Origin of the sequence: Streptomyces sp. NPDC021225, from assembly GCF_044332865.1 — a bacterium.
Classification (GTDB): domain Bacteria; phylum Actinomycetota; class Actinomycetes; order Streptomycetales; family Streptomycetaceae; genus Streptomyces.
Genome location: NZ_JBIRPV010000002.1, coordinates 1223566 through 1249231 on the forward strand (window position 1 = coordinate 1223566; position 25666 = coordinate 1249231).

At 72.1% G+C, this 25666-nt stretch carries 19 protein-coding genes and 1 pseudogene; 12 read left to right on the forward strand and 8 right to left on the reverse strand.

What is annotated here, in order from left to right; genetic code table 11:
* Nucleotides 1-20: 20 nt before the first annotated feature.
* The 3 genes and pseudogenes from ACH4S9_RS13540 to ACH4S9_RS13550 all read left to right on the forward strand — a co-directional run.
* The gene (locus tag ACH4S9_RS13540; protein WP_311730736.1) at nt 21-215 is read left to right on the forward strand and encodes a hypothetical protein; all 195 of its coding nucleotides are present in this window, start codon (nt 21-23) and stop codon (nt 213-215) included.
* Nucleotides 216-349: 134 nt separating this feature from the next.
* Entirely contained in the window at nt 350-3427 is a 3078-nt protein-coding gene (locus ACH4S9_RS13545; RefSeq protein WP_398371858.1) for an AAA family ATPase, read from the forward strand.
* A gap of 46 nt (nt 3428-3473) precedes the next feature.
* Nucleotides 3474-3611, forward strand: a pseudogene (locus ACH4S9_RS13550) (LuxR C-terminal-related transcriptional regulator); the annotation flags it as partial.
* A 269-nt stretch (nt 3612-3880) separates the two neighbouring features.
* On the opposite strand, the gene ACH4S9_RS13555 reads toward ACH4S9_RS13550, so the two are convergent.
* From ACH4S9_RS13555 to ACH4S9_RS13565, 3 genes are all read right to left on the reverse strand, one after another.
* Complete coding sequence (locus ACH4S9_RS13555; RefSeq protein WP_311730735.1) at nt 3881-4066, reverse strand: DUF6191 domain-containing protein; 186 nt, start codon at nt 4064-4066, stop codon at nt 3881-3883.
* Nucleotides 4067-4162: 96 nt separating this feature from the next.
* Nucleotides 4163-5344 carry a PQQ-dependent sugar dehydrogenase gene (locus tag ACH4S9_RS13560; RefSeq protein WP_398371760.1) on the reverse strand — a complete coding sequence of 394 codons (1182 nt, stop codon included), beginning with the start codon at nt 5342-5344 and terminating at the stop codon, nt 4163-4165.
* A 163-nt stretch (nt 5345-5507) separates the two neighbouring features.
* Nucleotides 5508-6506 carry an aldo/keto reductase gene (locus tag ACH4S9_RS13565; protein WP_385348948.1) on the reverse strand — a complete coding sequence of 333 codons (999 nt, stop codon included), beginning with the start codon at nt 6504-6506 and terminating at the stop codon, nt 5508-5510.
* 73 nt (nt 6507-6579) lie between these two features.
* Between ACH4S9_RS13565 and ACH4S9_RS13570 the strand changes: the two genes are divergently transcribed.
* The 8 genes from ACH4S9_RS13570 to ACH4S9_RS13605 all read left to right on the forward strand — a co-directional run bounded on the left by ACH4S9_RS13570 (nt 6580) and on the right by ACH4S9_RS13605 (nt 19044).
* Complete coding sequence (locus ACH4S9_RS13570) at nt 6580-7578, forward strand: 2-hydroxyacid dehydrogenase (RefSeq protein WP_385348945.1); 999 nt, start codon at nt 6580-6582, stop codon at nt 7576-7578.
* Nucleotides 7579-7864: 286 nt separating this feature from the next.
* Nucleotides 7865-10849 (forward strand): putative bifunctional diguanylate cyclase/phosphodiesterase, encoded by a 2985-nt coding sequence (locus tag ACH4S9_RS13575; protein ID WP_385348942.1) that lies wholly within the window; start codon nt 7865-7867, stop codon nt 10847-10849.
* Nucleotides 10850-11063: 214 nt separating this feature from the next.
* The gene (locus ACH4S9_RS13580) at nt 11064-12920 is read left to right on the forward strand and encodes an acetolactate synthase large subunit (RefSeq protein WP_311730730.1); all 1857 of its coding nucleotides are present in this window, start codon (nt 11064-11066) and stop codon (nt 12918-12920) included.
* Between the two features lie 28 nt (nt 12921-12948).
* Nucleotides 12949-13476, forward strand: coding sequence for an acetolactate synthase small subunit (ilvN, locus tag ACH4S9_RS13585; protein ID WP_311730729.1), 528 nt, complete (start codon nt 12949-12951; stop codon nt 13474-13476).
* A gap of 129 nt (nt 13477-13605) precedes the next feature.
* Nucleotides 13606-14604, forward strand: coding sequence for a ketol-acid reductoisomerase (ilvC, locus tag ACH4S9_RS13590; protein WP_352129389.1), 999 nt, complete (start codon nt 13606-13608; stop codon nt 14602-14604).
* Between the two features lie 246 nt (nt 14605-14850).
* Complete coding sequence (serA, locus tag ACH4S9_RS13595; protein WP_311730727.1) at nt 14851-16455, forward strand: phosphoglycerate dehydrogenase; 1605 nt, start codon at nt 14851-14853, stop codon at nt 16453-16455.
* A 264-nt stretch (nt 16456-16719) separates the two neighbouring features.
* Entirely contained in the window at nt 16720-17442 is a 723-nt protein-coding gene (locus tag ACH4S9_RS13600; protein ID WP_311730726.1) for a helix-turn-helix domain-containing protein, read from the forward strand.
* Between the two features lie 102 nt (nt 17443-17544).
* Entirely contained in the window at nt 17545-19044 is a 1500-nt protein-coding gene (locus ACH4S9_RS13605) for an MFS transporter (RefSeq protein WP_311730725.1), read from the forward strand.
* A gap of 444 nt (nt 19045-19488) precedes the next feature.
* Here the strand turns inward: ACH4S9_RS13605 and ACH4S9_RS13610 are convergent, their stop codons facing one another.
* Nucleotides 19489-20097, reverse strand: coding sequence for a TIGR03086 family metal-binding protein (locus tag ACH4S9_RS13610; RefSeq protein WP_398371765.1), 609 nt, complete (start codon nt 20095-20097; stop codon nt 19489-19491).
* Nucleotides 20098-20164: 67 nt separating this feature from the next.
* Between ACH4S9_RS13610 and ACH4S9_RS13615 the strand changes: the two genes are divergently transcribed.
* On the forward strand, nt 20165-21571 hold the full coding sequence (locus ACH4S9_RS13615) for a PLP-dependent aminotransferase family protein (protein WP_311730722.1): 1407 nt from the start codon (nt 20165-20167) through the stop codon (nt 21569-21571).
* Here ACH4S9_RS13615 and ACH4S9_RS13620 read toward each other — a convergent pair whose 3' ends face one another.
* The 4 genes from ACH4S9_RS13620 to ACH4S9_RS13635 all read right to left on the reverse strand — a co-directional run bounded on the left by ACH4S9_RS13620 (nt 21572) and on the right by ACH4S9_RS13635 (nt 25664).
* Nucleotides 21572-22087 carry a TIGR03618 family F420-dependent PPOX class oxidoreductase gene (locus ACH4S9_RS13620; protein ID WP_311730721.1) on the reverse strand — a complete coding sequence of 172 codons (516 nt, stop codon included), beginning with the start codon at nt 22085-22087 and terminating at the stop codon, nt 21572-21574.
* A gap of 35 nt (nt 22088-22122) precedes the next feature.
* Nucleotides 22123-23604, reverse strand: coding sequence for an MFS transporter (locus tag ACH4S9_RS13625; protein ID WP_361192427.1), 1482 nt, complete (start codon nt 23602-23604; stop codon nt 22123-22125).
* Nucleotides 23605-23698: 94 nt separating this feature from the next.
* The gene (locus ACH4S9_RS13630; protein ID WP_385348931.1) at nt 23699-24178 is read right to left on the reverse strand and encodes a MarR family winged helix-turn-helix transcriptional regulator; all 480 of its coding nucleotides are present in this window, start codon (nt 24176-24178) and stop codon (nt 23699-23701) included.
* 34 nt (nt 24179-24212) lie between these two features.
* The gene (locus ACH4S9_RS13635; RefSeq protein WP_398371769.1) at nt 24213-25664 is read right to left on the reverse strand and encodes a polysaccharide lyase family 1 protein; all 1452 of its coding nucleotides are present in this window, start codon (nt 25662-25664) and stop codon (nt 24213-24215) included.
* Between the last annotated feature and the right edge of the window lie 2 nt (nt 25665-25666).

The following is a 25666-nucleotide window of genomic DNA, read 5'->3' on the forward strand; positions in this document are numbered from 1 at the left end:
CGACCACCCAGGAGAAAACGATGTTCCACCACGAGCTGTACAAGATCCGCCAGGCCGAGGCGCTGCGCGAGGCCGCCGAGTACCGGGTGGCCCGCCAGGCGCGGCGCGAGGGCGGCGGCCGGTCCGGTGTCGAGGAACCCGAAGGGCGGGTGAAGGCCGTGAACCGGCGGGGCGGCGGCCGCCGTACGCCGCGCGCGTACGGCACCGTGGCCTGAGACCGGGCCGCGCCGTGCTGCCCGTACCGCGCACCGCGCCGGTCCCCGGCATCGCCCAGGGCGCCGCCCGGGGCCAGTCCCGGGGTCAGTCCCGGGGCCGGTCCCTCGCCCCCCGGCTGTCGGACCCCTGTGCGATGCTCGACGTCGTGCAGCACACGTCAGTCAGCCCGGTGTTCGTCGGCCGCGCCCAGGAACTCGCCGTTCTCACCGACGCGCTCGCCTGCGCCGCCGGGGGCGAGCCGCAGGTGGTGCTCGTCGGAGGAGAGGCGGGGGTCGGCAAGAGCCGGCTCGTGGACGAGTTCCTGACCGGGGCCACGGCCGCCGGGGCCGCCGCCGCGGTCGGCGGCTGTGTGGAGATCGGGGTCGACGGCCTGCCGTTCGCCCCCGTGTCCACCGTGCTGCGCGCGCTGCGCCGCAAGCTGGGGGACGAACTCGACCGGGCCGCCGCCGGGCAGGAGGGCGAGCTGGCCCGGCTGCTGCCCGAGCTGGGCGAGACCGCCCGCGAGTCGCGTGACGAGGACAGCCGCGCCCGGCTCTTCGAGCTCACCGTCCGGCTGCTGGAGCGGCTGGCCACCGACCGGACGCTGGTCGTCGTGATCGAGGACCTGCACTGGGCCGACCGCTCCACCCGCGAGCTGCTCGGCTATCTCTTCCGCTCCCTGATCGGCGCCCGGCTGCTGGTCGTCGCCACCTACCGCTCCGACGACATCCACCGCCGCCACCCGCTGCGCCCCTTCCTCGCCGAGATCGACCGGATGCGGGCGGTGCGCCGTATCGAGCTGCCCCGCTTCAACCGCTCCGAAGTGCGCGCCCAGATAGCCGGGATCCACGGCGCCCGGCCCGACCGGGCACTGGTCGACCGCATCTTCGAGCGCAGCGACGGAAACGCCTTCTTCGTCGAGGAGATCGCCCGCAGCATCAGCGAGGGCTGCGCCACGGGCCTCAGCGAATCGCTGCGCGATCTGCTGCTGGTGCGGGTCGAGGCGCTGCCCGAGGGGGCCCAGCGGGTGGTGCGCTTCCTCGCCGAGGGCGGCTCCACCGTGGAGTACGAACTGCTGCGCGCGGTCGCCGGGCTCGGCGAGGACGACCTGATCGACGCGCTGCGCGCCGCCGTCGGCGCCAACATCCTGCGGCCCACGGGCGATGACAGCGGCTACCGCTTCCGCCACGCCCTCGTCCGCGAGGCCGTGGCCGACGATCTGCTGCCGGGCGAGCGCTCCCGCATCAACCGGCGCTACGCGGAGACGCTGGAGGACGAGCCCGCGCTGGTGCGGGCCGATGAGCGCGCGGCCCGCCTGGCCAGCTACTGGTACCACGCACACGACCCGGCCAAGGCCCTGCCCGCCGTGTTGCGGGCCTCCGTCGAGGCCCGTCGGCGGTATGCGCACGCCGAGCAGCTGCGGCTGCTGGAGCGCGCCATGGAGCTGTGGGAAGACGTCCCCGAGGGGATCCGCGAGGAGCAGCGCCCCCTCGACTACGCCGAGGCGTATCCCGCGTGCGGCTGTGACGACACGGCGCTGCGCCATCTGGACCTGCTGGCCGAGGTGGTGGTGGCCGCGCTCAGGTCAGGGCAGCGGGAGCGGGCGCTGACCGTCACCAAGCGGGCGCTGCGCAATCTGGACGAGAGCGAGGACCCGCTGCGGGCCGCGTGGTTCTGGACCCAGAAATCCAAGCTGGTGGGGTCTTTGGGGCGGGGCGACGGCTGGGCCGAGCTCGGCCGGGCCCAGGAGCTGGTGCGCGGACTGCCGCCGTCCGCCGTGCACGCCGATGTGCTGGCGGAGGCGGCGAGCTGGAGCATGGTCCGCAAGCACGGGCCGGACGGCTTCGCGGTGGCCGAGCGGGCCGTGGAGCTGGCCCGGCTGGTCGGCGCCCGGAGCACCGAGCTCCACGCCCGGCTGACGCTGGGCTATTTCAAGGCCGAGTCCGGGGACGTGGAGGGCGGCCTCGCCGAGATGCGGGAGGTCTGCGAGGCCGCCATCGAGATGGGCGATGTGAGCATCGTGGGGCGCTGCTTCATCAATCTGGTCTCCGGGCTCGAGGGGCTCGGCCGGTCGGCCGAGGCGGTCGAGGTCGCCGAGAAGGGCGTGCGGATACTGGACCGCTTCGGGCTGCCGGACTCCCTGGCGTGGGTGTTCGGGAACATGGCCGAGTCGCTGCTGTCGCTGGGCCGCTGGGCCGAGGCGGAGGAGGCCGCGGCCACCACCCGGCGCATGGCGATCGGCAACAAGACGGGTCGTATCGCGCTGAACCGCTTCGCCCGGCTGGCGCTGGCCCGGGGCGACTGGGACACCGCGGAGCGCGAGCTGTCGGTGGCCCGGGAGCAGCAGAACCTCATCCCCGAGCCGCAGTTCTCCATTCCGCTGACCCACCTCTCCCTCGAACTCGCGGCGGCCCGCGGCGGGATCCTGGAGGCCCGCGAGCTTCTCGGCCGGACCCTGGAGGACAGCCTCCGCGTCGGCATGCAGCGCTACACCTGGCCGCTGCTGACGGCCGCCGCCGCGGCCGAGGCGGACGCCCGTGGGCTGCCCGCCGCCGAGCCGGGCCGGGGCGAGGCCCTGGCCCGGATCCGGGCGACGGCCAAGCAGGTGGCGCAGCCGGTGCCGGTGTGGCGGGCCTACGGCCTGCTGCTGGACGCCGAACTGGCGCGCGCCGAGGGGCATGACGACGCCGACCGCTGGGCGGAGGCGGTGGCCGCCTTCCAGCGGCTGGACCGCCCGGACCCCCTGGCGCGGGCCCGCTTCCGCTGGGCGGAGGCGCTGCTGGCCTCGGGCGCGGCCCGCGAGCGGGTCGCGGAGCCCCTGGCGGCGGCCCACGCCACAGCGGTCCGGCTGGCGGCGCGCCCGCTACGCGAGGGCATCGAGCTGCTGGCCCGCCGCGCCCGGCTGCCGCTGGCATCCGGCCCGGCGGCCGCCGCGACCACCCCGATCGCCGCCCTTCCCGCGGCCTCCCCCGCGGACCCCGCCGCCGAGCCCGCCGACCCCGCCGCGGCCCTCGGGCTCACCCCCCGGGAGCGCGATGTGCTGCGGCTGGTGGCCCTGGGGCGCAGCAACCGTCAGATCGCCGAGGAGCTGTTCATCTCGCCGAAGACGGCGAGTGTGCATGTGTCCAACATCCTGGCCAAGCTGGAGGTGTCGGGCCGTGGTGAGGCGGCGGCGGTGGCACACCGGTTGAGGTTGGTTGATGGTTTGGGGGATGGGGTGGTGGCGCGTTGAGGGCGTTGGCTGGGGGTACGGGGGTTATCCCCCGGGGGATTGCAGTATCTCGCCGAAGACGGCGAGTGTGCATGTGTCCAACATCCTGGCCAAGCTGGAGGTGTCGGGCCGTGGTGAGGCGGCGGCGGTGGCACATCGACTGCGGCTGGTGGACGGCCTGGTGGACGAGGCCGCGGTGCGCTGAGCCGACGGGCCGCAGGCCGCGGCCCGCCGCCGCGCGCCCGGGCAGGGGCGTGCCCGGCGGATCCCGATGCCTGCGGTGGCCACACGGCGGAGCCGCGTTTCGGCGGGGCCGACCGGAGCCGGGAAGGTGCGGGTGAAGGAAAGATCCGCCGGAGACCCCTGAGCGGTTCGGCCCGCACGGCGGTCTTCGGACCGCGCGGACTCAGCGCCCGCGCGGCGGCTTGCGATCGGCGGGCGGTGGTTCAGCCCGACGGAGCCCAGGCCGCGGGTTCAGCCCTCGCGAGGGCGGACGACCACCCGGCCGGAGTCCAGGTCGATCGGCCCCCGCCACGGCTTGTCGCCATCGCCCACGTCGTCCACGGTCAACTCCAGGCGGTTGCGCTCTTCCTCGGTGTGCTTTCGGCCCGGCGAGAACAGTTCCTCGATGATGTTGAACACGGTGACCCCCAGGGGCAAGCGACTTCTGCCAGTCTAGGCGCTGCCCCGGTGATCTCCCCTGGCGTAGCGGAGACCCTTCCCACCAGGGGATCCGCCCGCCACAAGGGCCTCCCGTCAGGAGATCTCCAGCCGCAGGATCCGGTCGTCCTCCGCGCCCGGCTTCTTGCGCCCGTCCGTATTGCTCGTCGTCACCCACAGCCTGCCGTCGTCCGTGGCCACCACCGTCCGCAGCCGCCCGTACTTCCCATCGAGGAACGACTGAGGCTTCCCCGCCGAGCGGGTGCCGTCCAGGGGGATGCGCCACAGCCGCTCCCCGCGCAGCCCCGCCATCCAGATCGAGCCCTTGGCGTAGGCGATGCCGCTGGGCGAGGCGTCCTCCGGCTTCCACTGCTCGACCGGGTCGACGAACCCCTCCTTGCCGGCCTTGCCCTCGGCATCCGGCCAGCCGTAGTTCTTGCCCGGCTCGATCTGGTTGAGCTCGTCCCAGGTGTCCTGCCCGAACTCGGAGGCCCACAGCCGCTTGTCCGTGTCCCAGGCCAGGCCCTGGACATTGCGATGGCCGTAGGAATAGACCACCGAGTCGGCCTCGGGGTTGCCATGGGCGGGTTCGCCCTCCGGGGTCATCCGCAGGATCTTGCCGCCGAGCGACTCCTGGTCCTGGGCGAGACTTCGGTCCCCGCTGTCGCCCGTGCCCACATAGAGCATCTTGTCGGGGCCGAAGGCGATCCGCCCGCCGTTGTGAATGGCGCCCTTGGGGATGCCCTTGAAGACCGTGTCCGGGGCGCCGAGCTGGGAGCCGGTGGGGCGCTTTTCGTCGTACGACATGCGGGCGATGCGGTTGTCCGAGGCGGTGGTGAAGTACGCGTACACCATCGGGTTCGAGCCGTAGTCGGGGGAGATCGCCAGGCCCAGCAGACCGCCCTCGCCGCCGGGGGAGACACCCGCGACCGAGCCCACCTCCGTCTTCTTGCCGCTGTCCGCGTCGACCTTGAAGACCTTGCCGGTGTCCCGGGAGGAGACCAGCAGATTTCCGTCGGGCAGCGGGGCGATCCCCCACGGAGAGTCCAGCTTGGTGGTGAGCGTGCGGTCCACCTTCACCGAGCCCTTGGCCGGGGCTGCCGGGGCGGAGGACGAGGGAGAGGAGGAAGGACCCCCCTTGGGTGGGGAATCGCCGTCGGACCCGGATTTCTCGGGGCCGGGCGTGCTGGGGCGGCGGTTGAAGGGGCCCTGTCCGTCACCGGACGAGCAGCCCGCCGCGAGCAGCAGCGCGGCAGCGGAGGCGAGCACAGGGATCACACCAGGACGTCGCACCTTCGGTTCCTCTCCGTGGGCACATGTGCCTCGGCACGGCACTGATTCTTATACACCGCAGCCCCGCCGCCGGTTCCCACCGCGGAAACCCCCGCACACAAGCCCGGCCCCCAAGAGCGCGAGGCCCCGAACCCGAGCCGCCCGAGTTCTAGTCCCATGACCCCTGGGCCGGTGGCAGCGCCGCTATCTCCGCGAAGTCCGCGTCCGTCAGCCGGAGCCCGGCGGCGCCGCAGTTCTCCGTCGCCCACCGCTCCCGCTTGGTCCCCGGCACCGGCACCACATGCCGCCCCTGCCCCAGCAGCCACGCCAGCGCGACCTGCGCCGCCGTGACCGACTCCCCGTGCCGCCGCGCCACCCGGCGCAGCCCGGCCACGATCGGCTGGTTCGCCGCCATCATCTCCGCCGTGAAGCGCGGATGTCTGGCCCGTACATCGTCCGGCTCGAAGCCCTGCCCCGGTGTCAGCGTCCCGCTCAGGAAGCCGTTCCCCAGCGGCATCGCGGCCAGGAAACCGACCCCCCGTGAGGCGCACCACGGCACCAGCGCCTCCAGTGCCTCCGGCGACCAGACCGACAGCTCCGCCTGCACACAGCTGACCGGGAAGACCTGCTGCACCCGCTCCAGCTGCCGCACCGTGGCGTCGTGCATCCCGCCCCCGGCCCGCCGCTGTGCCCGCACCCCCAGCGCGCACAGCCCCAGCGCCCGCACCTTTCCGGCCGCGACCAGCTCCGCCATCGCGCCCCAGGTCTCCTCTATCGGCACCTCCGGGTCGGCCCGGTGCAGTTGGTAGAGGTCGATGACGTCGGTCTGGAGTCGGCGCAGCGAGGCGTCGCAGGCCCGCTTCACATAGCCGGGGCGGCCGTTGGCCACGATGTGCGTCTCGCCCACCAGCAGCCCGCACTTGGTGGACACGAAGGCGTCCCGGCGCCGCTCCTTGAGCACCCGCCCCACCAGCCGCTCATTCGTGAACGGCCCGTACATGTCGGCGGTGTCCAGCAGGCTCGCGCCCGCGTCGAGCGCGGCGTGCATGGCGCGCAGCGAGTCCTCACCGCTCCGCTGCGAAGCGGTGTACGCCCAGCTCATGGGCATGCACCCGAGGCCTATCGCGCCCACCTCGAGCGTCGCCGCCCCGATTCTCCTGCGCTCCACCTGGCCAGACCCCTCCCGTTTCCCGCACCAAACTAACGTCTGCGTGCGCCCGGTGATCGCATAGCCTCCAGGCATGAGCGCAGATCACAGCGACAACCCCGACAACCCGGTCCCCGACAACCCGGTTCCCGACGACTCGCGCCCCCTCGCGTGGCTGCCCTACCCCGCGGACGAGATCGACGGGCTGCCCGACGGCCTGGAATACGCCTACTGGGACGGCGAGTCCGACTACCCCACCGACCCCGCCCGCTGCGCGTTCTACTGCCTGCCGTACATGAAGAACAAAGAGGGTGTGCGGCCGCTGCCCGCCATGACCAATCTGAGCGTCGTGCAGACCCTCACCGCCGGCATAGACCATGTGCAGTCGGTCATCGCGGACCTGCCGCCCGGCGTGCGGCTGTGCAATGCGCGCGGGGTGCACGACGCGAGCACCGCGGAGCTGGCCCTGACCCTCATCCTCGCCTCGCTGCGCGGCATCCCCGGCTTTGTGCGCGAGCAGGACGCCGGGCGGTGGAGCCAGGGCTTCCGTCCCGCGCTCGCCGACAAGTCCGTGCTGATCGTGGGCTACGGGTCGATCGGCGCCGCGATCGAGGACCGGCTTGTGCCGTTCGAGTGCGAGCGGGTCCTTCGCGTCGCGCGCTCCCCGCGCACGACCGAGCGCGGTCCGGTGCACCCGATCGACGACTTGCCCCGACTGCTTCCGGACGCCGATGTGGTGGTGCTCGTCACGCCCCTCACCCCTGCCACCCGCGGCCTGGCCGGGGCAGACTTCCTGGCCCGGATGAAGGACGGCGCGTTGCTGGTGAACGTCGCGCGCGGTCCGGTGGTGGACACCGAGGCGCTGCTCGTCGAGTTGGAGAAGGGCCGGCTGCGGGCCGCGCTGGATGTGACCGACCCCGAACCGCTGCCCGCCGGGCATCCGCTGTGGCACGCTCCAGGAGTGCTCATCACCCCGCACGTGGGGGGTCCTTCGTCGGCCTTCCTGCCCCGCGCGAAGCGGCTGCTGCGTGACCAGCTGCGCCGTTTCGCGGCCGGTGAACCGCTGAGTCATATCGTCACAACGACCGGATGAAATGCCCGTGGCACCACATACAGACACGGTATGACTGCACTCCGTATAAACAACGCCGTTGTCGGTTACGGTGCGTAGATGACCTATGTCCCTGAGTGACGGGTCTGGTGTATCGTCCCGAGCGGGGGCTGGCGCCACTGACCGAATGGCGTCAGCGATGGACCGGAACTCAAGGGGGGCGACGGGCGATGCATGGCCGGTGGAGCCAATGGACCGACGACCCGACGCGACTCAGGCGTCGACAGCTAGCTTCCCGCGCCCTCGCGCGGCACTCGAAGGCCGTCCGGTGAGCGCCACCGGAGCGGTGCTCGCCCGGCCGTCGGTCTCCGGCGGCGGGGCGGGGCTGCTGCCTCAGGTCATGCTGGCCCTGGTGTGCGGCGGATACGCGGCGGGCGCGGTGCTCGGCTGGGGCTCGTCCGGACTGGCCGTGTTCATGGGCGACTTCGGGCTCAGCGCCGCCGCCCTGGCCGCCTCCGTCTCCTGCCTGTGGTACGGCCGTACGCGCTCCGGGCGGCTGCGTCCCGCCTGGCTGCTGTTCGCGGCGTCCTCGTTCATGGCCGCGCTGGGCAACGGCGTCTGGGGCTGGTACGAGGTGGTGCTCGGCCGCCCCGTCCCCAGCCCCTCGCCCGCCGACTTCTGCTTCCTGCTCTTCGCCCCGCCCGCGATCGTCGGCATGCTGGTGCTCGCCAAGCGCCCGGTGACCCGCGCCGGCTGGATCTGCCTGGCGCTGGACGCCTGGCTGATCGCCGGTTCGCTGCTGACCCTGTCCTGGAGCCTGGCGCTCGCGCACACCGCCCAGTTCGGCGGGGGCGGCGAGTCCGTGGCGCGCAGGGCCTTCTCGCTCGCCTATCCGCTGCTGGACATCGTGTTGGTCAGCATGGTCGTCGCGGTCCACTTCCGGCGCTCCTCGACCAACCGCTCCGCGATCAACACCGCGATCGCCGCCTTCGCCGTGACCGTGCTGTGCGACGCGCTGTTCACCTCGCCGCTGCTGCGCGAGCACTACCGCTCCGGACAGATCCTTGACGCCGGGTGGTTCGCGGGCTCCATACTGCTCGCGTACGCCCCCTGGGTGGCCCGGCGCGAAGCCGCTCAGGCCCCGCCCACCACGGTCCGCCGCCCCGCGCGCCCCGCGCAGCCCAGCCGCGCCAGCGCGGGCTCCCTCGCCGCCCTGGCGCCGTATTTCGCCGCCGCCGTCTGCACCCTGGGGATCCTCTACAACGTGATGGACGGCCGGCCGATCGACGGGGTGATGCTCTTCACCGCCTGCGCGGTCGTGCTCGCCCTCGTCGTCCGCCAGGCCATCATGCTGCTCGACAACATCTCGCTCACCCAGGAGCTGGCGGAGAAGGAGAACCACTTCCGCTCCCTGGTGCAGAGCTCCAGCGACGTCATCATGATCGCCGCGCCCACCGGGATCCTGCGCTATGTGAGCCCGGCCGCCACCGGGGTCTACGGGCGCGACGCCGACGATCTGGTCGGCTCCGAGCTGGCCTCCCTCATCCACCCCGAGGACCTGGGCTCGGTCGTCCACGAGGTCCGGCGCTTCCTGGCCGCCTCGCCGGGGGAGGAGCCCACCACCCGCATCGAGTGCCGCTTCCGCTCCGGCTCCGGCGACTGGCTCAACGTGGAGTCGACGATCAACCGCCACCACGGCGGCCTCATCTTCAACAGCCGGGACGTCACCGAGCGGGTGCGGCTCCAGGCCCAGCTCCAGCACAGCGCCGAGCACGACCCGCTCACCGACCTGCCCAACCGCTCCCTGTTCACCAAGCGGGTCAGCCACGCGCTCGCCGGGCGGCGCCGCACGGACGCGGGCACCGCCGTGCTCTTCATCGACCTCGACGGCTTCAAGGCGGTCAACGACACCGTCGGCCACCAGGCGGGCGACGAACTGCTGGTCCAGGCGGCCCGCCGGCTCCAGGAGTCCGTGCGGTCCGGGTCCGGCGACTGCGCGGCCCGGCTCGGGGGCGACGAGTTCGCCGCGCTGATCCTCGGCGACGGCGACCGGGACACCGCCGCCCGCGAGTGCCGCATCCTGGAGATCGCCGACCGGCTGCGCGCCCGGCTCTCCCAGCCCTACCAGGTCGTGGGCGGCACCGAGGTCCGGGTGGCCGCCAGCATCGGCGTCGCCTTCGCCGAGCCCGGCACCAGCCCCGGAGAGCTGATGCGCAACGCCGACCTGGCGATGTACCGCGCCAAGGCCGCGGGCAAGAACCGGGTCGAGCTGTACGCGCCGCAGATGCAGGCCGATGTGACGCGCCGCGCCGAGTTCGCCACCCGGCTGCGGACCGCGCTCAACGACGGCGAGTTCGTGCTGCTGAACCAGCCCGTCGTCGAGCTCGCCGGCGGCCGGATCACCGCCGTCGCCGCCCAGCCCCGCTGGCGCTCCGCCCAGGGCATCCTGTTCACCCCGGCCGAGTTCCTGCGGGTCGCCGACAGCGGGCACGACACCGCGCGCGGCGGCCGCGGCGGCGAGGACGCGGCCCGCACCGCCGAGCTGGCCCGCTGGACGCTGGAGGCGGCCGTCGAGCAGGCCGCGGAGCGCCGCCGTGACGGATTCCCGGTTCCGGTGTGCGTACGGCTCCCGGCGAGCCGCCTGGTGGACAGGTCGATGCCGCCGAAGAGCGTCGAGGCTCTGCTGGCCCGGCACGGCCTGCCCTCCGGCGCGCTGATCCTGGAGCTGACCGACAGCGACCCCCGGGTGCCGCTGGACGAGCTGGAGCACCGGCTGAGCGCGCTGCGGCGGCTGGGCGTGCGCGTCGCCCTCGACGGCTTCGGCAGCGGCTATGCCGCGATCCGGGCGCTGCGCAGGCTCCCCATCGACGTGCTCAAGCTGGACCGGGGGCTGGTGGAGGGCGTCGTCGAGTCCTCCCGGCTGCACAAGATCACATCAGGGCTGCTGCGGATCGCCGGAGACCTGGGCATGCAGTCCCTCGCGGAGGGGGTCGACCTGCCCGAGCAGATCGTCGCCCTGCGGGCCATGGGGTGCTCCCATGCCCAGGGGGCGGCCTTCTCCGGGCCGCTGGACGAGCACCGGCTGCGGCGCGCCCTGAACCGCGGCTCGTACCCTGTGTCGCGGTCGGACAGCCCCGTGCTGGTCGGCGGCGCGCTGCCGGTGCGCCACCTGGGCCATGTCGCGCTCCATGGGGCCGGGCACCCGGCGGGACACGCCGCCGGGCATGGCGCGGGTCACGGGCCGCGGCGGGCGGAGCCTCACACCCACCCCCCGTCCCGTTCAAATACTGAGACGCCCGTCCCACCCACTTGACACCCGATATGCGCCGGGGGGAGGGTCGGAGCCATGCGCACCCGAATTCTCGTACTTGGACAGCGCGTCGGCTGAGCAGGGCCACCCCGAAAGCCCTGCGGACCTCTCCGGCGCGCTCCCCTCGCTTGCCTCACGGCACGAGGGGTTTTTTGTTGCACTGGCACAAGTCGTACCGCTCTCCCACTCCCCGCACAGACCCTCATCCGAGAAGAGAATGCCGATGACCGAGCAGGCCACCGGGGCCCACCATCCCCAGCCGCGGCCCCGAAACGGCGGTTCCCACCCCGCCCCCGTCGAGCACGTCACGGGCGCGCAGTCCCTCATCCGCTCGCTCGAGGAGGTCGGCGCCGACACCGTCTTCGGTATCCCCGGCGGCGCGATCCTCCCCGCGTACGACCCGATGATGGACTCCTCGAAGGTCCGGCATGTGCTCGTCCGCCATGAGCAGGGTGCGGGCCACGCCGCCACCGGCTACGCCCAGGCCACCGGCAAGGTCGGCGTCTGCATGGCGACCTCGGGCCCCGGCGCCACCAACCTGGTCACCCCGATCGCCGACGCGCACATGGACTCGGTCCCCATCGTCGCGATCACCGGTCAGGTCGCCTCCAAGGCCATCGGCACGGACGCCTTCCAGGAGGCGGACATCTGCGGCATCACCATGCCGATCACCAAGCACAACTTCCTGGTCACCAAGGCCGAGGACATCCCGCGGACGATCGCCGAGGCGTTCCACATCGCCTCCACCGGCCGCCCCGGCCCGGTCCTGGTCGACATCGCCAAGGACGCCCTCCAGGCGCGGACCACCTTCTCCTGGCCGCCGCAGACCGATCTGCCCGGCTACCGCCCGGTCACCAAGCCGCACGCCAAGCAGATCCGCGAGGCCGCCCGCCTGATCACCCAGGCCGAGCGCCCGGTGCTGTACGTGGGCGGCGGCGTCCTCAAGGCCCAGGCCACCGCTGAGCTGAGGGTGCTGGCCGAGCTGACCGGCGCGCCCGTCACCACCACCCTCATGGCGCTGGGTGCCTTCCCCGACACCCACCGCCAGCACCTGGGCATGCCGGGTATGCACGGCACCGTCGCCGCCGTCACCGCCCTCCAGAAGGCCGACCTGCTCATCACCCTGGGCGCCCGCTTCGACGACCGGGTCACCGGCAAGCTCGACTCCTTCGCCCCGAACGCCAAGGTGGTCCACGCCGATATCGACCCGGCCGAGATCGGCAAGAACCGCGCCGCCGACGTGCCGATCGTCGGCGACGCCCGCGAGGTCATCGCGGACCTGGTCGTCGCGGTCCAGGCCGAGCACGACGCGGGCCACGTCGGCGACTACTCCGGCTGGTGGGAGGACCTGAACCGGTGGCGGGAGACCTACCCGCTGGGCTACGAGCAGCCGGAGGACGGCAGCCTGTCCCCGCAGCAGGTCATCCAGCGGATCGGACAGCTGGCGCCGGAGGACACGATCTTCGCCGCGGGCGTTGGACAGCACCAGATGTGGGCCGCCCACTTCATCGACTACGAGCAGCCGGCGACCTGGCTGAACTCCGGCGGCGCCGGGACCATGGGCTACGCGGTCCCCGCCGCGATGGGCGCCAAGGCCGGCACCCCGGACCGCACGGTCTGGGCGATCGACGGCGACGGCTGCTTCCAGATGACCAACCAGGAGCTGGTCACCTGCGCGCTGAACAACATCCCGATCAAGGTCGCGATCATCAACAACGGCGCGCTGGGCATGGTCCGCCAGTGGCAGACGCTCTTCTACAACCAGCGCTACTCCAACACCGTGCTGCACTCGGGCCCGGACACCCCCGCCCAGCAGAACGCGGGCACCCGCGTCCCCGACTTCGTCAAGCTCGCCGAGGCCATGGGGTGCATCGGGATCCGCTGTGAGGACCCGGCCGACCTCGACGCCGTCATCGAGAAGGCCAACTCGATCAACGACCGGCCGGTGGTCGTGGACTTCATCGTCCACGAGGACGCCATGGTCTGGCCGATGGTCGCGGCCGGCACCTCCAACGACGAGATCCAGGCGGCGCGCGGCGTCCGTCCGGACTTCGGCGACGGCGAAGACGACTGAGGCCAGGACAGCAGAGAGAAGAGAGACCATGTCCACCAAGCACACACTCTCCGTCCTGGTGGAGAACACCCCCGGCATCCTGGCCCGGATCGCCGCGCTGTTCTCCCGCCGCGGCTTCAACATCGACTCGCTCGCGGTCGGCGTCACCGAGCACCCCGACATCTCCCGGATCACCATCGTGGTCAATGTCGACGAGCTCCCGCTGGAGCAGGTCACCAAGCAGCTCAACAAGCTGGTCAACGTTCTGAAGATCGTCGAGCTGGAGGGCAGCCAGGCGATCCAGCGGGAACTCGTCCTGGTGAAGGTCCGCGCCGACAACGAGACCCGCTCCCAGATCGTCGAGATCGTCCAGCTGTTCCGCGCCAAGACCGTGGACGTCTCCCCGGAGGCCGTGACCATCGAGGCCACCGGCAGCAGCGACAAGCTCGAGGCCATGTTCAAGATGCTGGAACCGTACGGCATCAAGGAACTGGTCCAGTCCGGCACCATCGCCATAGGGCGCGGCGCCCGCTCCATCACCGACCGGAGCCTGCGCGCGCTCGACCGAACCGCCTGACGGGCCCTGGGGCGCCGGGCGGCCGATCATGGCCGACCCGGGGCCCGTATGGCGAGACCCCGCAACCTTCATCCGCCCGCCCGTCATACGGTGGGACGCACAACCCGAAAACGCTAGGAGAATCCCGAAGTGGCCGAGCTGTTCTACGACGACGACGCCGACCTGTCCATCATCCAGGGCCGCAAGGTCGCGGTCCTCGGCTACGGCAGCCAGGGCCACGCCCACGCGCTGTCGCTGCGCGACTCGGGCGTCGACGTCCGGGTCGGCCTGCACGAGGGCTCGAAGTCCAAGGCCAAGGCCGAGGAGCAGGGGCTGCGCGTCGTCACCCCGGCCGAGGCCGCCGCCGAGGCCGACGTGATCATGATCCTGGTCCCGGACCCGATCCAGGCCAAGGTGTACGAGGAGTCGGTGAAGGCCAACCTGAAGGACGGCGACGCGCTGTTCTTCGGCCACGGCTTCAACATCCGGTTCGGCTTCATCCAGCCGCCGGCCGGCGTCGACGTCTGCATGGTCGCCCCCAAGGGCCCGGGCCACCTGGTCCGCCGCCAGTACGAGGAGGGCCGCGGCGTGCCGTGTATCGCGGCCGTCGAGCAGGACGCCACCGGCAACGCCTTCGCGCTCGCCCTGTCGTACGCCAAGGGCATCGGCGGCACCCGCGCCGGCGTCATCAAGACCACCTTCACCGAGGAGACCGAGACCGACCTCTTCGGCGAGCAGGCGGTGCTGTGCGGTGGCACCTCCGCGCTGGTCAAGGCCGGATTCGAGACCCTGGTCGAGGCCGGCTACCAGCCGGAGATCGCGTACTTCGAGTGCCTCCACGAGCTGAAGCTGATCGTGGACCTCATGTATGAGGGCGGCCTGGAGAAGATGCGCTGGTCGATCTCCGAGACCGCGGAGTGGGGCGACTACGTCACCGGCCCGCGGATCATCAACGACCAGACCAAGGCCGAGATGAAGAAGGTCCTCGCCGAGATCCAGGACGGCACCTTCGCCAAGAACTGGATGGACGAGTACCACGCGGGTCTGCCGAAGTACAACGAGTACAAGAAGGCCGACGGCGACCACCTGCTGGAGACCACCGGCAAGGAGCTGCGCAAGCTCATGAGCTGGGTCGACGACGAGGCCTGAGCCCTCAGGGACCGGACCCGCGAGCCCGCACCTCGGGGGTCCGGTCCCGGACTTGTCCATCATGCAAGACCACGTGCGGGTGATCCTGCCGCTATGGCGCAAAACGCCTGTGGTACGCCACTACACTGACGGGAACAAGCGCGTCAGGGCTCACAGCGTCGTGTGTCTTTCACGCGGCTGCCCCCCTTCACGCCTGCGGCCGTCGGGACGGCCGTCCGCATAGGACTAGTGAGGACTGAAGACCACGTGAGCACTGCTTCCACGGGTAAACCCGTCGTACTCATCGCCGAAGAGTTGTCGCCTGCCACGGTGGACGCCCTGGGCCCGGACTTCGAGATCCGCAGCTGCAACGGCGGGGACCGGGCCGAGCTGCTGCCCGCCATCGCCGACGTGGACGCGATCCTCGTGCGCAGCGCCACCAAGGTCGATGCCGAGGCCATCGCCGCGGCGAAGAAGCTCAAGGTGATCGCCCGCGCGGGCGTCGGTCTCGACAATGTGGACGTCTCCGCCGCCACCAAGGCCGGCGTGATGGTCGTCAACGCCCCGACGTCCAACATCGTCACCGCCGCCGAGCTGGCCTGTGGTCTGCTGGTCGCCACCGCCCGCAACATCCCGCAGGCGAACGCGGCGCTGAAGAACGGCGAGTGGAAGCGCAGCAAGTACACCGGCGTGGAGCTGAGCGAGAAGACCCTCGGCGTCGTCGGCCTCGGCCGCATCGGCGTGCTGGTCGCCCAGCGGATGTCCGCCTTCGGCATGAAGATCGTCGCGTACGACCCCTACGTCCAGCCCGCGCGCGCCGCCCAGATGGGCGTCAAGCTGCTGTCGCTCGACGAGCTGCTCGAGGTCTCCGACTTCATCACGGTCCACCTCCCCAAGACCCCCGAGACCGTCGGCCTGATCGGCGACGAGGCGCTCCACAAGGTCAAGCCCGAGGTCCGGATCGTCAACGCCGCGCGCGGCGGGATCGTCGACGAGGAGGCGCTGGCGGCGGCCCTCAAGGAGGGCCGGGTCGCGGCCGCCGGCCTGGACGTCTTCTCCAAGGAGCCGTGCACGGACTCCCCGCTCTTCGAGTTCGACAACGTGGTCGCCACCCCGCACCTGGGCGCCTCCACCGGCGAGGCCCAGGAGAAGGCGGGCATCGCGGTCGCCCGCTCGGTGCGCCTGGCGCTTGCGGGCGAGCTGGTCCCGGACGCGGTGAACGTCCAGGGCGGTGTCATCGCCGAGGAGGTGCGCCCCGGGCTGCCGCTGGCCGAGAAGCTCGGGCGGATCTTCACCGCGCTCGCGGGCGAGGTCGCGGTCCGGCTGGACGTCGAGGTGTACGGCGAGATCACCCAGCACGACGTCAAGGTGCTCGAGCTCTCCGCGCTCAAGGGCGTGTTCGAGGACATCGTCGACGAGACGGTGTCGTATGTGAACGCCCCGCTGTTCGCGCAGGAGCGCGGCGTCGAGGTGCGTCTGACCACCAGCTCGGAGTCCTCGGAGCACCGCAATGTGGTGACCGTCCGCGGCACCCTCTCCGGGGGCGACGAGGTCTCGATCTCCGGCACCCTGGCCGGCCCCAAGCACCAGCAGAAGATCGTCGCGGTCGGCGAGTACGACGTCGACCTCGCGCTCGCCGATCACATGGCCTTCCTGCGCTACACCGACCGCCCGGGCGTGGTCGGCACGCTCGGCCGGATCCTCGGCGAGGCGGGCATCAACATCGCCGGTATGCAGGTCTCGCGTTCGGCGGCGGGCGGCGCGGCGCTGGTGGCGCTGACCGTGGACGACACGATCCCGCAGACGGTCCTCACCGAGATCGCCGAGGAGATCGGCGCCACGTCGGCCCGTTCGGTCAACCTGGTCGACTGAGCGAGACCGCAGGGCGGCCTCCGACAGCACAGAGCAGCACAGGGCCCGGCCCCCGCTTCGGCGGGGGCCGGGCTTTGTCGTGCCCGGGGGCCGCGGGTGCGTCCGCGGGTGCGTCCGCGGGTGCGTTCGTGGGTGTGTTCGGGACTCGCCGGGGTTTTTCATCATGTGTTGAATGACGTGCGCTCAGAGGCTACGCTGAAACAGCTAAGTGGAGAAAAATTCTCCACCTAGCTCGCCATGTGCGCTGCCCGTGGGAGGTCCGCCGTGTCCACCACCCCCGACGCCGACGCGGCCGAGGCCCCCGAAGTGCCCGGTGCCGCCGACCGGCCCGGGCCGCCCCGGATGCGGGCCGACGCCCGCCGCAACCGCGAGCAGATCCTGTGCGCCGCCCGCTCGGTCTTCGCCGAACAGGGCCCCGACGCCCCCCTCGATGAGATCGCGCGCCGGGCCGGCGTGGGCATCGCGACGCTCTACCGGCGGTTTCCCGAGCGCGCCGATCTGATCCGCGCGGTGGCGATAGACGTGTTCACCGCGCTGGTCGAGACCGCGCACCGGGCGGCCGAGGAGGCGTGCGACCCGCTGGACGCGCTGCGCCGCTTCATGCACGCGGCCCTCGATCTCAAGATCGGCTCGGTGGTGCCCTCGCTCCTCGGCCGGGTCACGGTCGACGAGCTCGTGGACGCCGTCAGCCAGGACGCCGCCGACCCCGTGGACGAGCTGCTCCGGCAGGCCCGCGAGGCCGGGCTGGTCCGCTCCGACGTCGTCTTCGGCGACATAACCCTGCTGCTCATCCGGCTGGCCCGCCCGCTGCCGGGCGGCCTCATCCCGGAGGACGAGGCGCTCGCGCACCGCCATCTGGACGTATATCTCGACGGCCTGCGCCCCGCCGGCAGCCCCCGGCCCAACACCCCGCTGTCCGGTCCGGCGCTGGACTCCGCCGCGTTCAAGCGGCTCAGAGGACGGGTGATGGGCGGCGGGTCGGACTGACCCGTCCAGTCGCTTCCGGAGGACCCCCATGCCCGGGCAAACCCCGCCGGGGAAGCCTCTCTAAGCCCGAAATCTTCGCATTCGCCCCAGAAAGGCACCGCTATGGCCCAGCCCCTCGACACGCAGCCCGCGGTCAACCCCCGGCGCTGGCTGGCACTGCTCTTCATCGGCCTGGCCCAGCTGATGATCGTCCTCGATATCACCGTCGTGAACATCGCCCTGCCCTCGGCCCAGCAGGACCTCGGGATCTCCGACGGCGACCGGCAGTGGGTGGTCACCGCCTACACCCTGGCGTTCGGCAGCCTGCTGCTCCTCGGCGGACGGATCGCCGACTACACCGGCCGCCGGCGCACCTTCCTCATCGGTCTGATCGGCTTCGCCGCGTCCTCCGCCCTCGGCGGCGCGGCCTCCGGGTTCGGGATGCTCCTCGCCGCCCGCGCGCTCCAGGGCGTGTTCGCCGCCCTGCTTGCCCCCACGGTGCTGTCCCTGATCTCGGTGAACTTCACCGAACCGCGCGAGCGCGCCAAGGCCTTCGGCGTCTTCGGCGCCATTGCGGCGGGCGGCGGCGCGGTCGGGCTGGTGCTCGGCGGGCTGCTGACCGAGTATCTGAACTGGCGCTGGTGCCTGTATGTGAACGTGCCCGTCGCCGCCGTCGCCGTCTTCAGCTGGTACGTCCTGCCCGCCGACGAGCCCGCCAAGGGCGAGCGCGCCCGCTTCGACGTGCCCGGCGTGCTGCTGGCCGTGTCCGGTCTTGTCGCGCTGGTGTACGGGTGCAGCGAGGCGGAGTCCGAGGGCTGGGGCTCGCTGACCGTGACCGGGCTGCTCACCCTGGGCGTGGTCCTGCTGACGGCGTTCGTCCTGACCGAGCGCGTCGTCCCGCGCCCGCTGCTGCCCCTGCGGGTGATCACGGACCGTACGCGCGGCAGCGCCTATCTCGCGGTCGGGATGGCGGTCGTCGGCATGTTCGCGATGTTCCTCTTCCTCACGTACTACATGCAGCGCGTCAAGGGCTACTCGGCGCTGGTCAGCGGCGTGGCCTTTCTGCCGATGACCGCGGCCGTGCTGGTCTCGGCCGCCGGCGTCGGGTCCCGGCTGCTCCCCAAGGTGGCGCCCCGCGTCCTCATGGTCCCGGGCATGCTCATCGCGGCCCTCGGCGTCGCGCTGCTGGTCCCCCTGGAGCCCGGCAGCTCGTACGCGGCGGGCATCCTGCCCGCCGAACTTCTCGTCGGCTTCGGCATGGGCCTGACGATGGCGCCGTCGATGAACTACTCCACCCACGGCGTCCAGCCCCAGGACGCGGGCATCGCCTCCGCCACCGTCAACACCGCCCAGCAGATCGGCGGCTCGATCGGCACGGCGATGCTCAACACGATCGCCACCAGCGCCACCAACGACTACCTGGCCCCGGCGGTCCGCGCCGGTGAGGTCAGCCCGCAGATGGCCAAGGAAGGCCTGGTCGAGGGGTTCTCCCAGGCCTTCGTCTGGTCCTCGGTCATCCTCGCGGTGTCGGCGGTCGTGGTGGGCCTGCTGATGAACACCCCGCGGCCGAGCCGTCAGCCCGACGCGGAGCAGGTGGCGCCGCTTCCGGCGCACCTGGGATAGCCCCGTCCGGGGTGGAAACATCCGCGCCGGGGCCGCCCCTACCCCCGTCAGGGGCGGCTCCGGCGTCTTCGGATCCCATGAGCACGCGATAGGCGTCCCGCCAGACGCGGGCCTCGTCGAACCCGGGAGACATCCAGGTCGTCACCCTGGTCTCGCCGCGCGTACGGTACTTGCGCATGATCGCGACGTGGTCCGGCAGACCCACGAATCCGTACAGGGCCTGATCGCCGGTCCACACGGACACCGCGCCGCAGCGCCGGGCCCACGGCGCCGTCCACAGCCGCAGGCCGACCGCCCCGTCGAGCGTGGGCCAGCCGCGCCGCAGCCGGACGGCCGCGCGGGCGATGCCGGGCAGGTCCAGCCGTCTGGCGAAGGTGAAGTCGGTGACGCTGACCAGCACCGGGCCGTCCGTGCCCGCCTCCGGCCCGGGGCGCCAGCCGGTTCTCAGCATGACCCGCCCGCCCCGCGCGGGGTACGGCCGAGCAGGCCGAGCAGCCGGTGGCGCGGCGGTGCGCCGTCCGGGTGCGGGAGGCGCCGGTCGAAGGCGGCGCCGGGGCCGCGGCCCTCCTCCGGCACCCTCTCGGCGATCCGCAGCGCGGCGGCGGTCAGCTCCTCATCGGGCTCCCACGGGACGCCGACCGTCACCGCGACATCCCAGGCGTGGACGACGCAGTCGAGGAAGTGGAAGCCGATCGCGACCCGCCCGGGGAAGGCCCCGCCCTCCCGCACCTCCGGCAGGACGAACGGCCGGTCAAGCACGCCGTCTTCCGCGAAGGCCTCGCCGACCAGCGCCGCCGACGCCTCGAACGCGGCGCGAGGGTCGCCGCCGAGGTCGCCCTCGCGCCAGACGGAGAGCGTTCCGCCCGCGCCGCGCGCCGCGGCGGCGAAACCCTCGTTCTGGCTGACGAGATGGCGGATCAGGCCGTGCAGGGTCCAGTCCGGGCACGGCGTCGGGAGCGGCAGCTGATCGTCTTTCATCCTGCCCACGACCTCGCCCAGGAGCGTCAGCGCGCGGCGGTCGAGCTCTTGGACGTCCGCCTTGTGAATTTCCATGGCCCGAGCCTAAAAATGGCAGTGGACCAACACCAGGTCCAATAAACCCTCATACGATTGAGCCAATATGGAGGTCCACGTCAGCCTGGACGGGCATCGCGACCTGTCCGGCCAGATCTATCGACAGGTCCGTGCCGCCATCCTCGACGGGCGGCTGCGACCGGGCGACGCCCTGCCGCCCACCCGGGAGATGGCCCGGCGTCTCGCGGTGGCCCGCAACACGGTCGGCGTCGCCTACGACCGCCTGGCGAGCGAGGGCTATCTGGAGAGCCGGGTCGGCGCGGGGACGTTCGTACGGGCGGTCGGCCGGACGTCGGGCGCCGGGAGCACCCCGTCCGTCCTGCGGCCGCGCCCCGTCTGGGACGGGGTGTCGCTATGGCGGGCCCGGGCCGACGACGAGCCGGCCTCCGTCGCGTACGACCTGCGCGTGGGGCTGCCGGACGCCCGGCTGTTCCCGTATCAGACCTGGCGGCGGCTGGTGGCCCGCGAGCTGCGCCCGTCGGCCTCGGCCGCGCGGGGCCTCGGACATCCGGCGGGCCACGGCGGGCTGCGCGCGGCGATCGCCCGCCACATCGGCCTCTCCCGGGCGGTGCGGGCGTCTGCCGACGATGTGGTGGTGACCAACGGCATCCAGCAGGCCCTCGACCTGATCTGCCGGGTGATGGTCGGGCCGGGCGACGGCGTCGCGGTCGAGGACCCCGGCTATCCGCCGGCCCGGATGCTCTTCCGCTCGCTGGGCGCCACGGTCGTGGAGGTCCCGGTGGACGCCGAGGGGCTGTGCGTCGACGCCTTGCCGGACGGGGTGCGCGTGGTCTATGTGACGCCCTCCCACCAGTTCCCGCTGGGCATGCCGATGTCGCTGCGGCGCCGGATGGCGCTCGTCGAGTGGGCCGAGCGACACGGCGCGGTCGTGATCGAGGACGACTACGACAGCGAGTTCCGGTTCGGCGGGCGGCCGATCGACCCGTTGCAGAGCGTCGACCGGGCCGGACATGTGATCTACGTGGGCTCCTTCTCGAAGGTCATGCTGCCCTCGCTGAGGCTCGGCTTCCTGATCGCGCCGGCCCCGCTGCGGGACGCGCTGCGCGCGGCGAAGTACGTCACCGACTGGAGCACCTCCCTGCCCACTCAGGCGGCGCTGGCCCGGTTCATCGACGACGGCCTGCTGGCCCGCCACATCCGCCGGATGCGGCAGGAGTACGCGGCGCGGCACCAGCGGATCACGACCGCGCTCGCCCAGGACTTCCCGGATCGGCTCGACGTCGTCCCGTCCTCGGCCGGTCTGCATGTCACCGCCTACGCCACGGGCGACCTCGCCGAACTGGTGGGCCGGGCCCGCGCCTCGGGGGTGGCGCTCCACACCCTGTCCGAGGTCGCCATGAGCCCTTCCGTACGCCCGGGTCTCGTCTTCGGCTACGGCGCGATCGCAGCGCCGGACATCGGTCCGGCGCTGCGGCGGCTGGCAGTTGTCTGATCAGTCGGCGGCGGGGATGTCGAGGGCCGTTCCGTACAGGCGGGACACCCGGATCCTGATCACCACGCGCCGGTCCGCCACCACCTGCTCCAGGAAGGCCGCCTCGTCCCGCGGGTCGTCGAAGCCGGGCGTCAGGGAGAGCAGTTCCCGCCCGACCGCGTCGCCGGGCACGGTCGTCACCTCGGAGATCTCCGCGTCGCCCTCGGCGACGGCGAACGACCAGACATCCGGGCCCACGTGCAGGGCGGCGTGCGGGTCGCGGCGCAGCTGACGCACCTTGAGGCGGTCGGCGGTGGTGGAGATCCGGATCACGCGCTCCTCGGGGCTCCAGCGGTAGATCACGGTCGAAAGGTGGGGGTGGCCGCTGCGCCTGACCGTGGCGAGCACCGCGAACTGCCCCTCCCGCAGCACCCGGGACAGTTCCTCGTCCGTGAGCGGCCGGGGCTCGGGTCCGGAACCCGGCTTGTGCTCTTCCTCGTTCGTCGGGCTGGTGTTCTCGACCACGTTCGTGTTCATGGGGCCGGGCCTTTCGGTGGTGGTGGGGGAGGGGGTCAGGCGACGGGGGCGGGGGCGGCGGCCGGGTCGGCGGCCTCCTCGGTCACCGCGGTGGGCCGCGGCCGGGGCTGGGCGAGCACGGTGAACGCGACGACGAAGGCGGCGACGAGCAGCCCGGCACCGACGGTGAAGGCCAGCCGGTAGCCGCCGGTCAGCGCCTCGGCCCGGCTCCGGCCCTGGGCCAGCAGGCTGTCGCTGCGGGACGCCGCCAGGGTGGACAGGACCGCGACGCCCAGGCTCATCCCGATCTGCTGGGTGGTGTTGAACAGCCCGGAGGCGAGACCGGCGTCGTCCTCCTTCGCGCCGGACATGCCGAGGGTGGTCAGCGCCGGGAGCGCGAGGCCGAAGCCGGCGGCGAGCAGCATCACGGGAAGGAGGTCGGTGACGTAGTCCGCGTGCACGGGGACGCGGGTGAGCAGCCCGAGGACCCCGATCAGGAGCACGATCCCCGCCAGCAGCACCTTGCGCTCGCCGAAGCGGGCGTTGAGCCGGGCGGAGACGCCCAGGGAGACGGCGCCGATGACGGCGGCGGCCGGGAGCATGGCCAGGCCGGTCTCGGCGGCGCCGTACTCCAGCACCCGCTGGAGATAGAGGGCGACCAGGATCTGGAAGGAGAACAGGGCGGCGACCATCAGGACCTGGATGACATTGGCCCCCGCGACGCTGCGCGACCGGAGGATCCGCAGCGGCATGAGCGGGGTGCGGGCGGTGGCCTGGCGGGCGACGAACCCGGCGAGCAGAAGCAGCGAGAGGGCTCCCAAGCCGAGGGTGTGAGCCGAAGTCCAGCCGTGTTCCTCGACCTTGACCACGGTGTAGATGCCCAGCATCAGCCCCGCCGTGACGAGGATGGCGCCGATGACATCGGCTCCGGCGCGCAGGCCGAGCCCGCGGTCGGCGGGCAGGACCGGGACGGCGATCGCGAGGGCCACCAGCCCGATCGGCAGGTTGATGAGGAAGATCCAGTGCCAGTTGAGCGCGTCGGTGAGGACCCCGCCGAGCACCTGGCCGATCGAGGCGCCGGCCGCGCCGGTGAAGCTGAACACGGCGATCGCCTTGGCGCGCTCCCTGGGCTCGGTGAACAGCGTGACCAGGATGCCCAGGCTGACCGCGGAGGACATCGCGCTGCCGACCCCCTGGAGGAACCGGGCGGCGATCAGTATCGCGGGGGAGGTGGCGGCGGCCGCCAGCAGGGAGGCCGCGGTGAAGACCCCGACGCCGGCCAGGAACATGCGCTTACGGCCGATCAGGTCGCCGAGCCGTCCCGCGAGCAGGAGCAGGCTGCCGAACGCGATCAGGTAGGCGTTGACGACCCAGCTCAGACCGACGGGGGAGAAGCCCAGGTCGTCCTGGATGGCCGGCATCGCCACGGTCACGATGGAGCCGTCGAGGACGACCATCAGCATCCCCGTCGCGATCACGCCGAGGGCCAGCCAGCGCGAGCGGGAAATGGCGGGAGGGGAAGCGGAAATAGCAGACATAACGTCTCTCCTGTCGATGCCGTCGCGTGATGGCGACAGGAAAGACCGTAGCAGATAGTTCCGTTGCAGACGATCTATTTCAGTTCTATGTGTGTCACTGGCGTGCCCGCCGGGCGGGCCGGGGGCTCTCCGTCGGGGTGGCCAGATGCCCTTCGGTCAGCTGGTTCAGGGCCTGGAGCAGGGCGGTCCGGGTGGGCTCGGGGAGCGCCCCCAGGGCATCCCGGTGCACCTGGTCGACGAGCTCCTGGCTCCGCTCGGCGACCTGTGCGCCCTCCTCGGTGACGGCGATGATCCGGGCCCGCCGGTCCTTGCTGGAGGGGCGGCGCTCGGCGAGGCCGGCCGCCTCCAGGGCGTCCACCGTCACCACCATCGTGGTCTTGTCCATGTCTCCGAGCTCGGCGAGCTGGGCCTGGGTGCGCTCCTCCTCCAGGGCGTGGACCAGCACACAGTGCATGCGCGCCGTCAGCCCGATCTCGGAGAGTGCCGCGGCCATGCGGGTGCGCAGAACATGGCTGGTGTGGTCCAGCAGGTACGACAGGTCGGGTTGGGTGCGTGAGGGTGCCATGGCGGTCATGTCCGCCAGGGTAACAATGTCGATCCGTGGCGGATTATCCCGAAGGGGACTTTTTGGCGGCCGGGGACGGCCGTACGGCCTTCCTGGGGCCCGCCTCGCGGAGCACCGTGTGCCGGACGGCCGCCGCCGAGCGCTGCGGGCGGTAGCGGTACACGTCGGCGGGGGACCAGCCGACGTCCGTGGTGAAGGTGCGGGTCGCCCACTCGGGGGGCTGGGTACCCGACGCCTCCGCGTCCGCGCGCGCCCTGGCCGCCGCGGTCTCGAACTTCCGCCGGGCGACGGCGTCGATGTCGAGCGGGCGGCCGCGGTACCAGGACCCGGTGTCATGGAACTGGTGGCCGTGGAAGTTGGCCAGCACGATGTCCGGGGAGGCGCCGGGGCCGGTGTGGTCGAAGGCGTTGTACTCGGAGACGAGCTTGGATTCGAGCCCCACGCCGAGAAAGTACGCGCTGCCGCCGAGCCGTTCGCCGCGCATCGGGTAGTCGGGATCGACGGTGGAGCCGCGGAAGTAGTTGTTGTACGTGTGGACCTGGCCGAAGCGGACGCGCGGGGAGCGCTGGGCGGTGTCGGCGAAGAGGTTGTGGTGGAAGGTGATCCGCAGATGGCCGCGGTCGCGGTCGCCCTTGCCGTCGCCCGAGCCGATGAGGACGGTCTTCTCGTGGTCGGTGAAGCGGCTGTAGGAGACGGTGACGAAGTCGGTGGCGTCCTCCATGTCGAGCAGCCCGTCATGGCGCTCGACGGGCTTGCCGTGGAAGCCGGCCGGGGCCTGGCTGTTGGGGTAGCGGCCGTCACCGAAGGCGCAGTGGTCGATCCAGAGATTGCGGCCGGTGACCACCGACATGGCGTCGAAGCGCGCGTTCCAGGCGCCTTGGTCGCCGTCGCCGGGATCCCAGCTGGGGAAGTGGTCGATGGGCGCCTCGAAGCGGAGATCGCGGACGATGATGTTCTGGCCGGTGTTGACGGTGAGGTCGACGCCGAGGAGGGCCGCGTCGTCGCCCGCCCCGAGGATCGTGGTGTTGCTGGGGACGGTCAGCTGGATCTGCTGCTTCTGGGCGTTCGAGCCGGTGATCCGCAGCGTACGCATCCGCTTGCACCACTCGTAGCGGTCGTCGCTCCAGGATGTGCCGTCGGGGCCGAAGCAGTCCATGTACCGGCGCAGGTCCCAGCCGGGGGCGTAGTCCTGTTCGCCGAGGAGGCGGCCGTCGTCGGTCTGGTTGCCGTGGACGGTGCCGCGAATGGTGATGACCTTGGGTGCGGTGGGGTCGCCGTGGTTGGCCAGGGCGGCCTTGAGCTCGGCCCGGTTCCGCACCGTATGCCTGCTGTCGGGTGCGGCGCCCGCGCCCCCGGTGGTGCCCGGGCCCGCCGTGGCCCAGCCGGTGGGCCGGTCTTGAGGCAGGTCCCGCTGCGCGGCGGCGGCCCCGCCGGGTGCGGCCAGAAGCCCGCACACCAGCGAGGCCGCCAGGGCGTACGACGTACGTCCGAGCACGG

Excerpts from the sequence above, each read along its gene's own strand:
- ACH4S9_RS13540 (WP_311730736.1), top strand. The coding sequence starts at position 21 with ATGTTCCACCACGAGCTGTACAAGATCCGCCAGGCCGAGGCGCTGCGC.
- ACH4S9_RS13545 (WP_398371858.1), top strand. The coding sequence starts at position 350 with ATGCTCGACGTCGTGCAGCACACGTCAGTCAGCCCGGTGTTCGTCGGC.
- ACH4S9_RS13570 (WP_385348945.1), top strand. The coding sequence starts at position 6,580 with ATGAGCGCAGATCACAGCGACAACCCCGACAACCCGGTCCCCGACAAC.
- ACH4S9_RS13580 (WP_311730730.1), top strand. The coding sequence starts at position 11,064 with ATGCCGATGACCGAGCAGGCCACCGGGGCCCACCATCCCCAGCCGCGG.
- ilvN (WP_311730729.1), top strand. The coding sequence starts at position 12,949 with ATGTCCACCAAGCACACACTCTCCGTCCTGGTGGAGAACACCCCCGGC.
- ACH4S9_RS13605 (WP_311730725.1), top strand. The coding sequence starts at position 17,545 with ATGGCCCAGCCCCTCGACACGCAGCCCGCGGTCAACCCCCGGCGCTGG.
- ACH4S9_RS13610 (WP_398371765.1), bottom strand. The coding sequence starts at position 20,097 with ATGGAAATTCACAAGGCGGACGTCCAAGAGCTCGACCGCCGCGCGCTG.
- ACH4S9_RS13615 (WP_311730722.1), top strand. The coding sequence starts at position 20,165 with ATGGAGGTCCACGTCAGCCTGGACGGGCATCGCGACCTGTCCGGCCAG.
- ACH4S9_RS13620 (WP_311730721.1), bottom strand. The coding sequence starts at position 22,087 with ATGAACACGAACGTGGTCGAGAACACCAGCCCGACGAACGAGGAAGAG.
- ACH4S9_RS13625 (WP_361192427.1), bottom strand. The coding sequence starts at position 23,604 with ATGTCTGCTATTTCCGCTTCCCCTCCCGCCATTTCCCGCTCGCGCTGG.
- ACH4S9_RS13630 (WP_385348931.1), bottom strand. The coding sequence starts at position 24,178 with ATGACCGCCATGGCACCCTCACGCACCCAACCCGACCTGTCGTACCTG.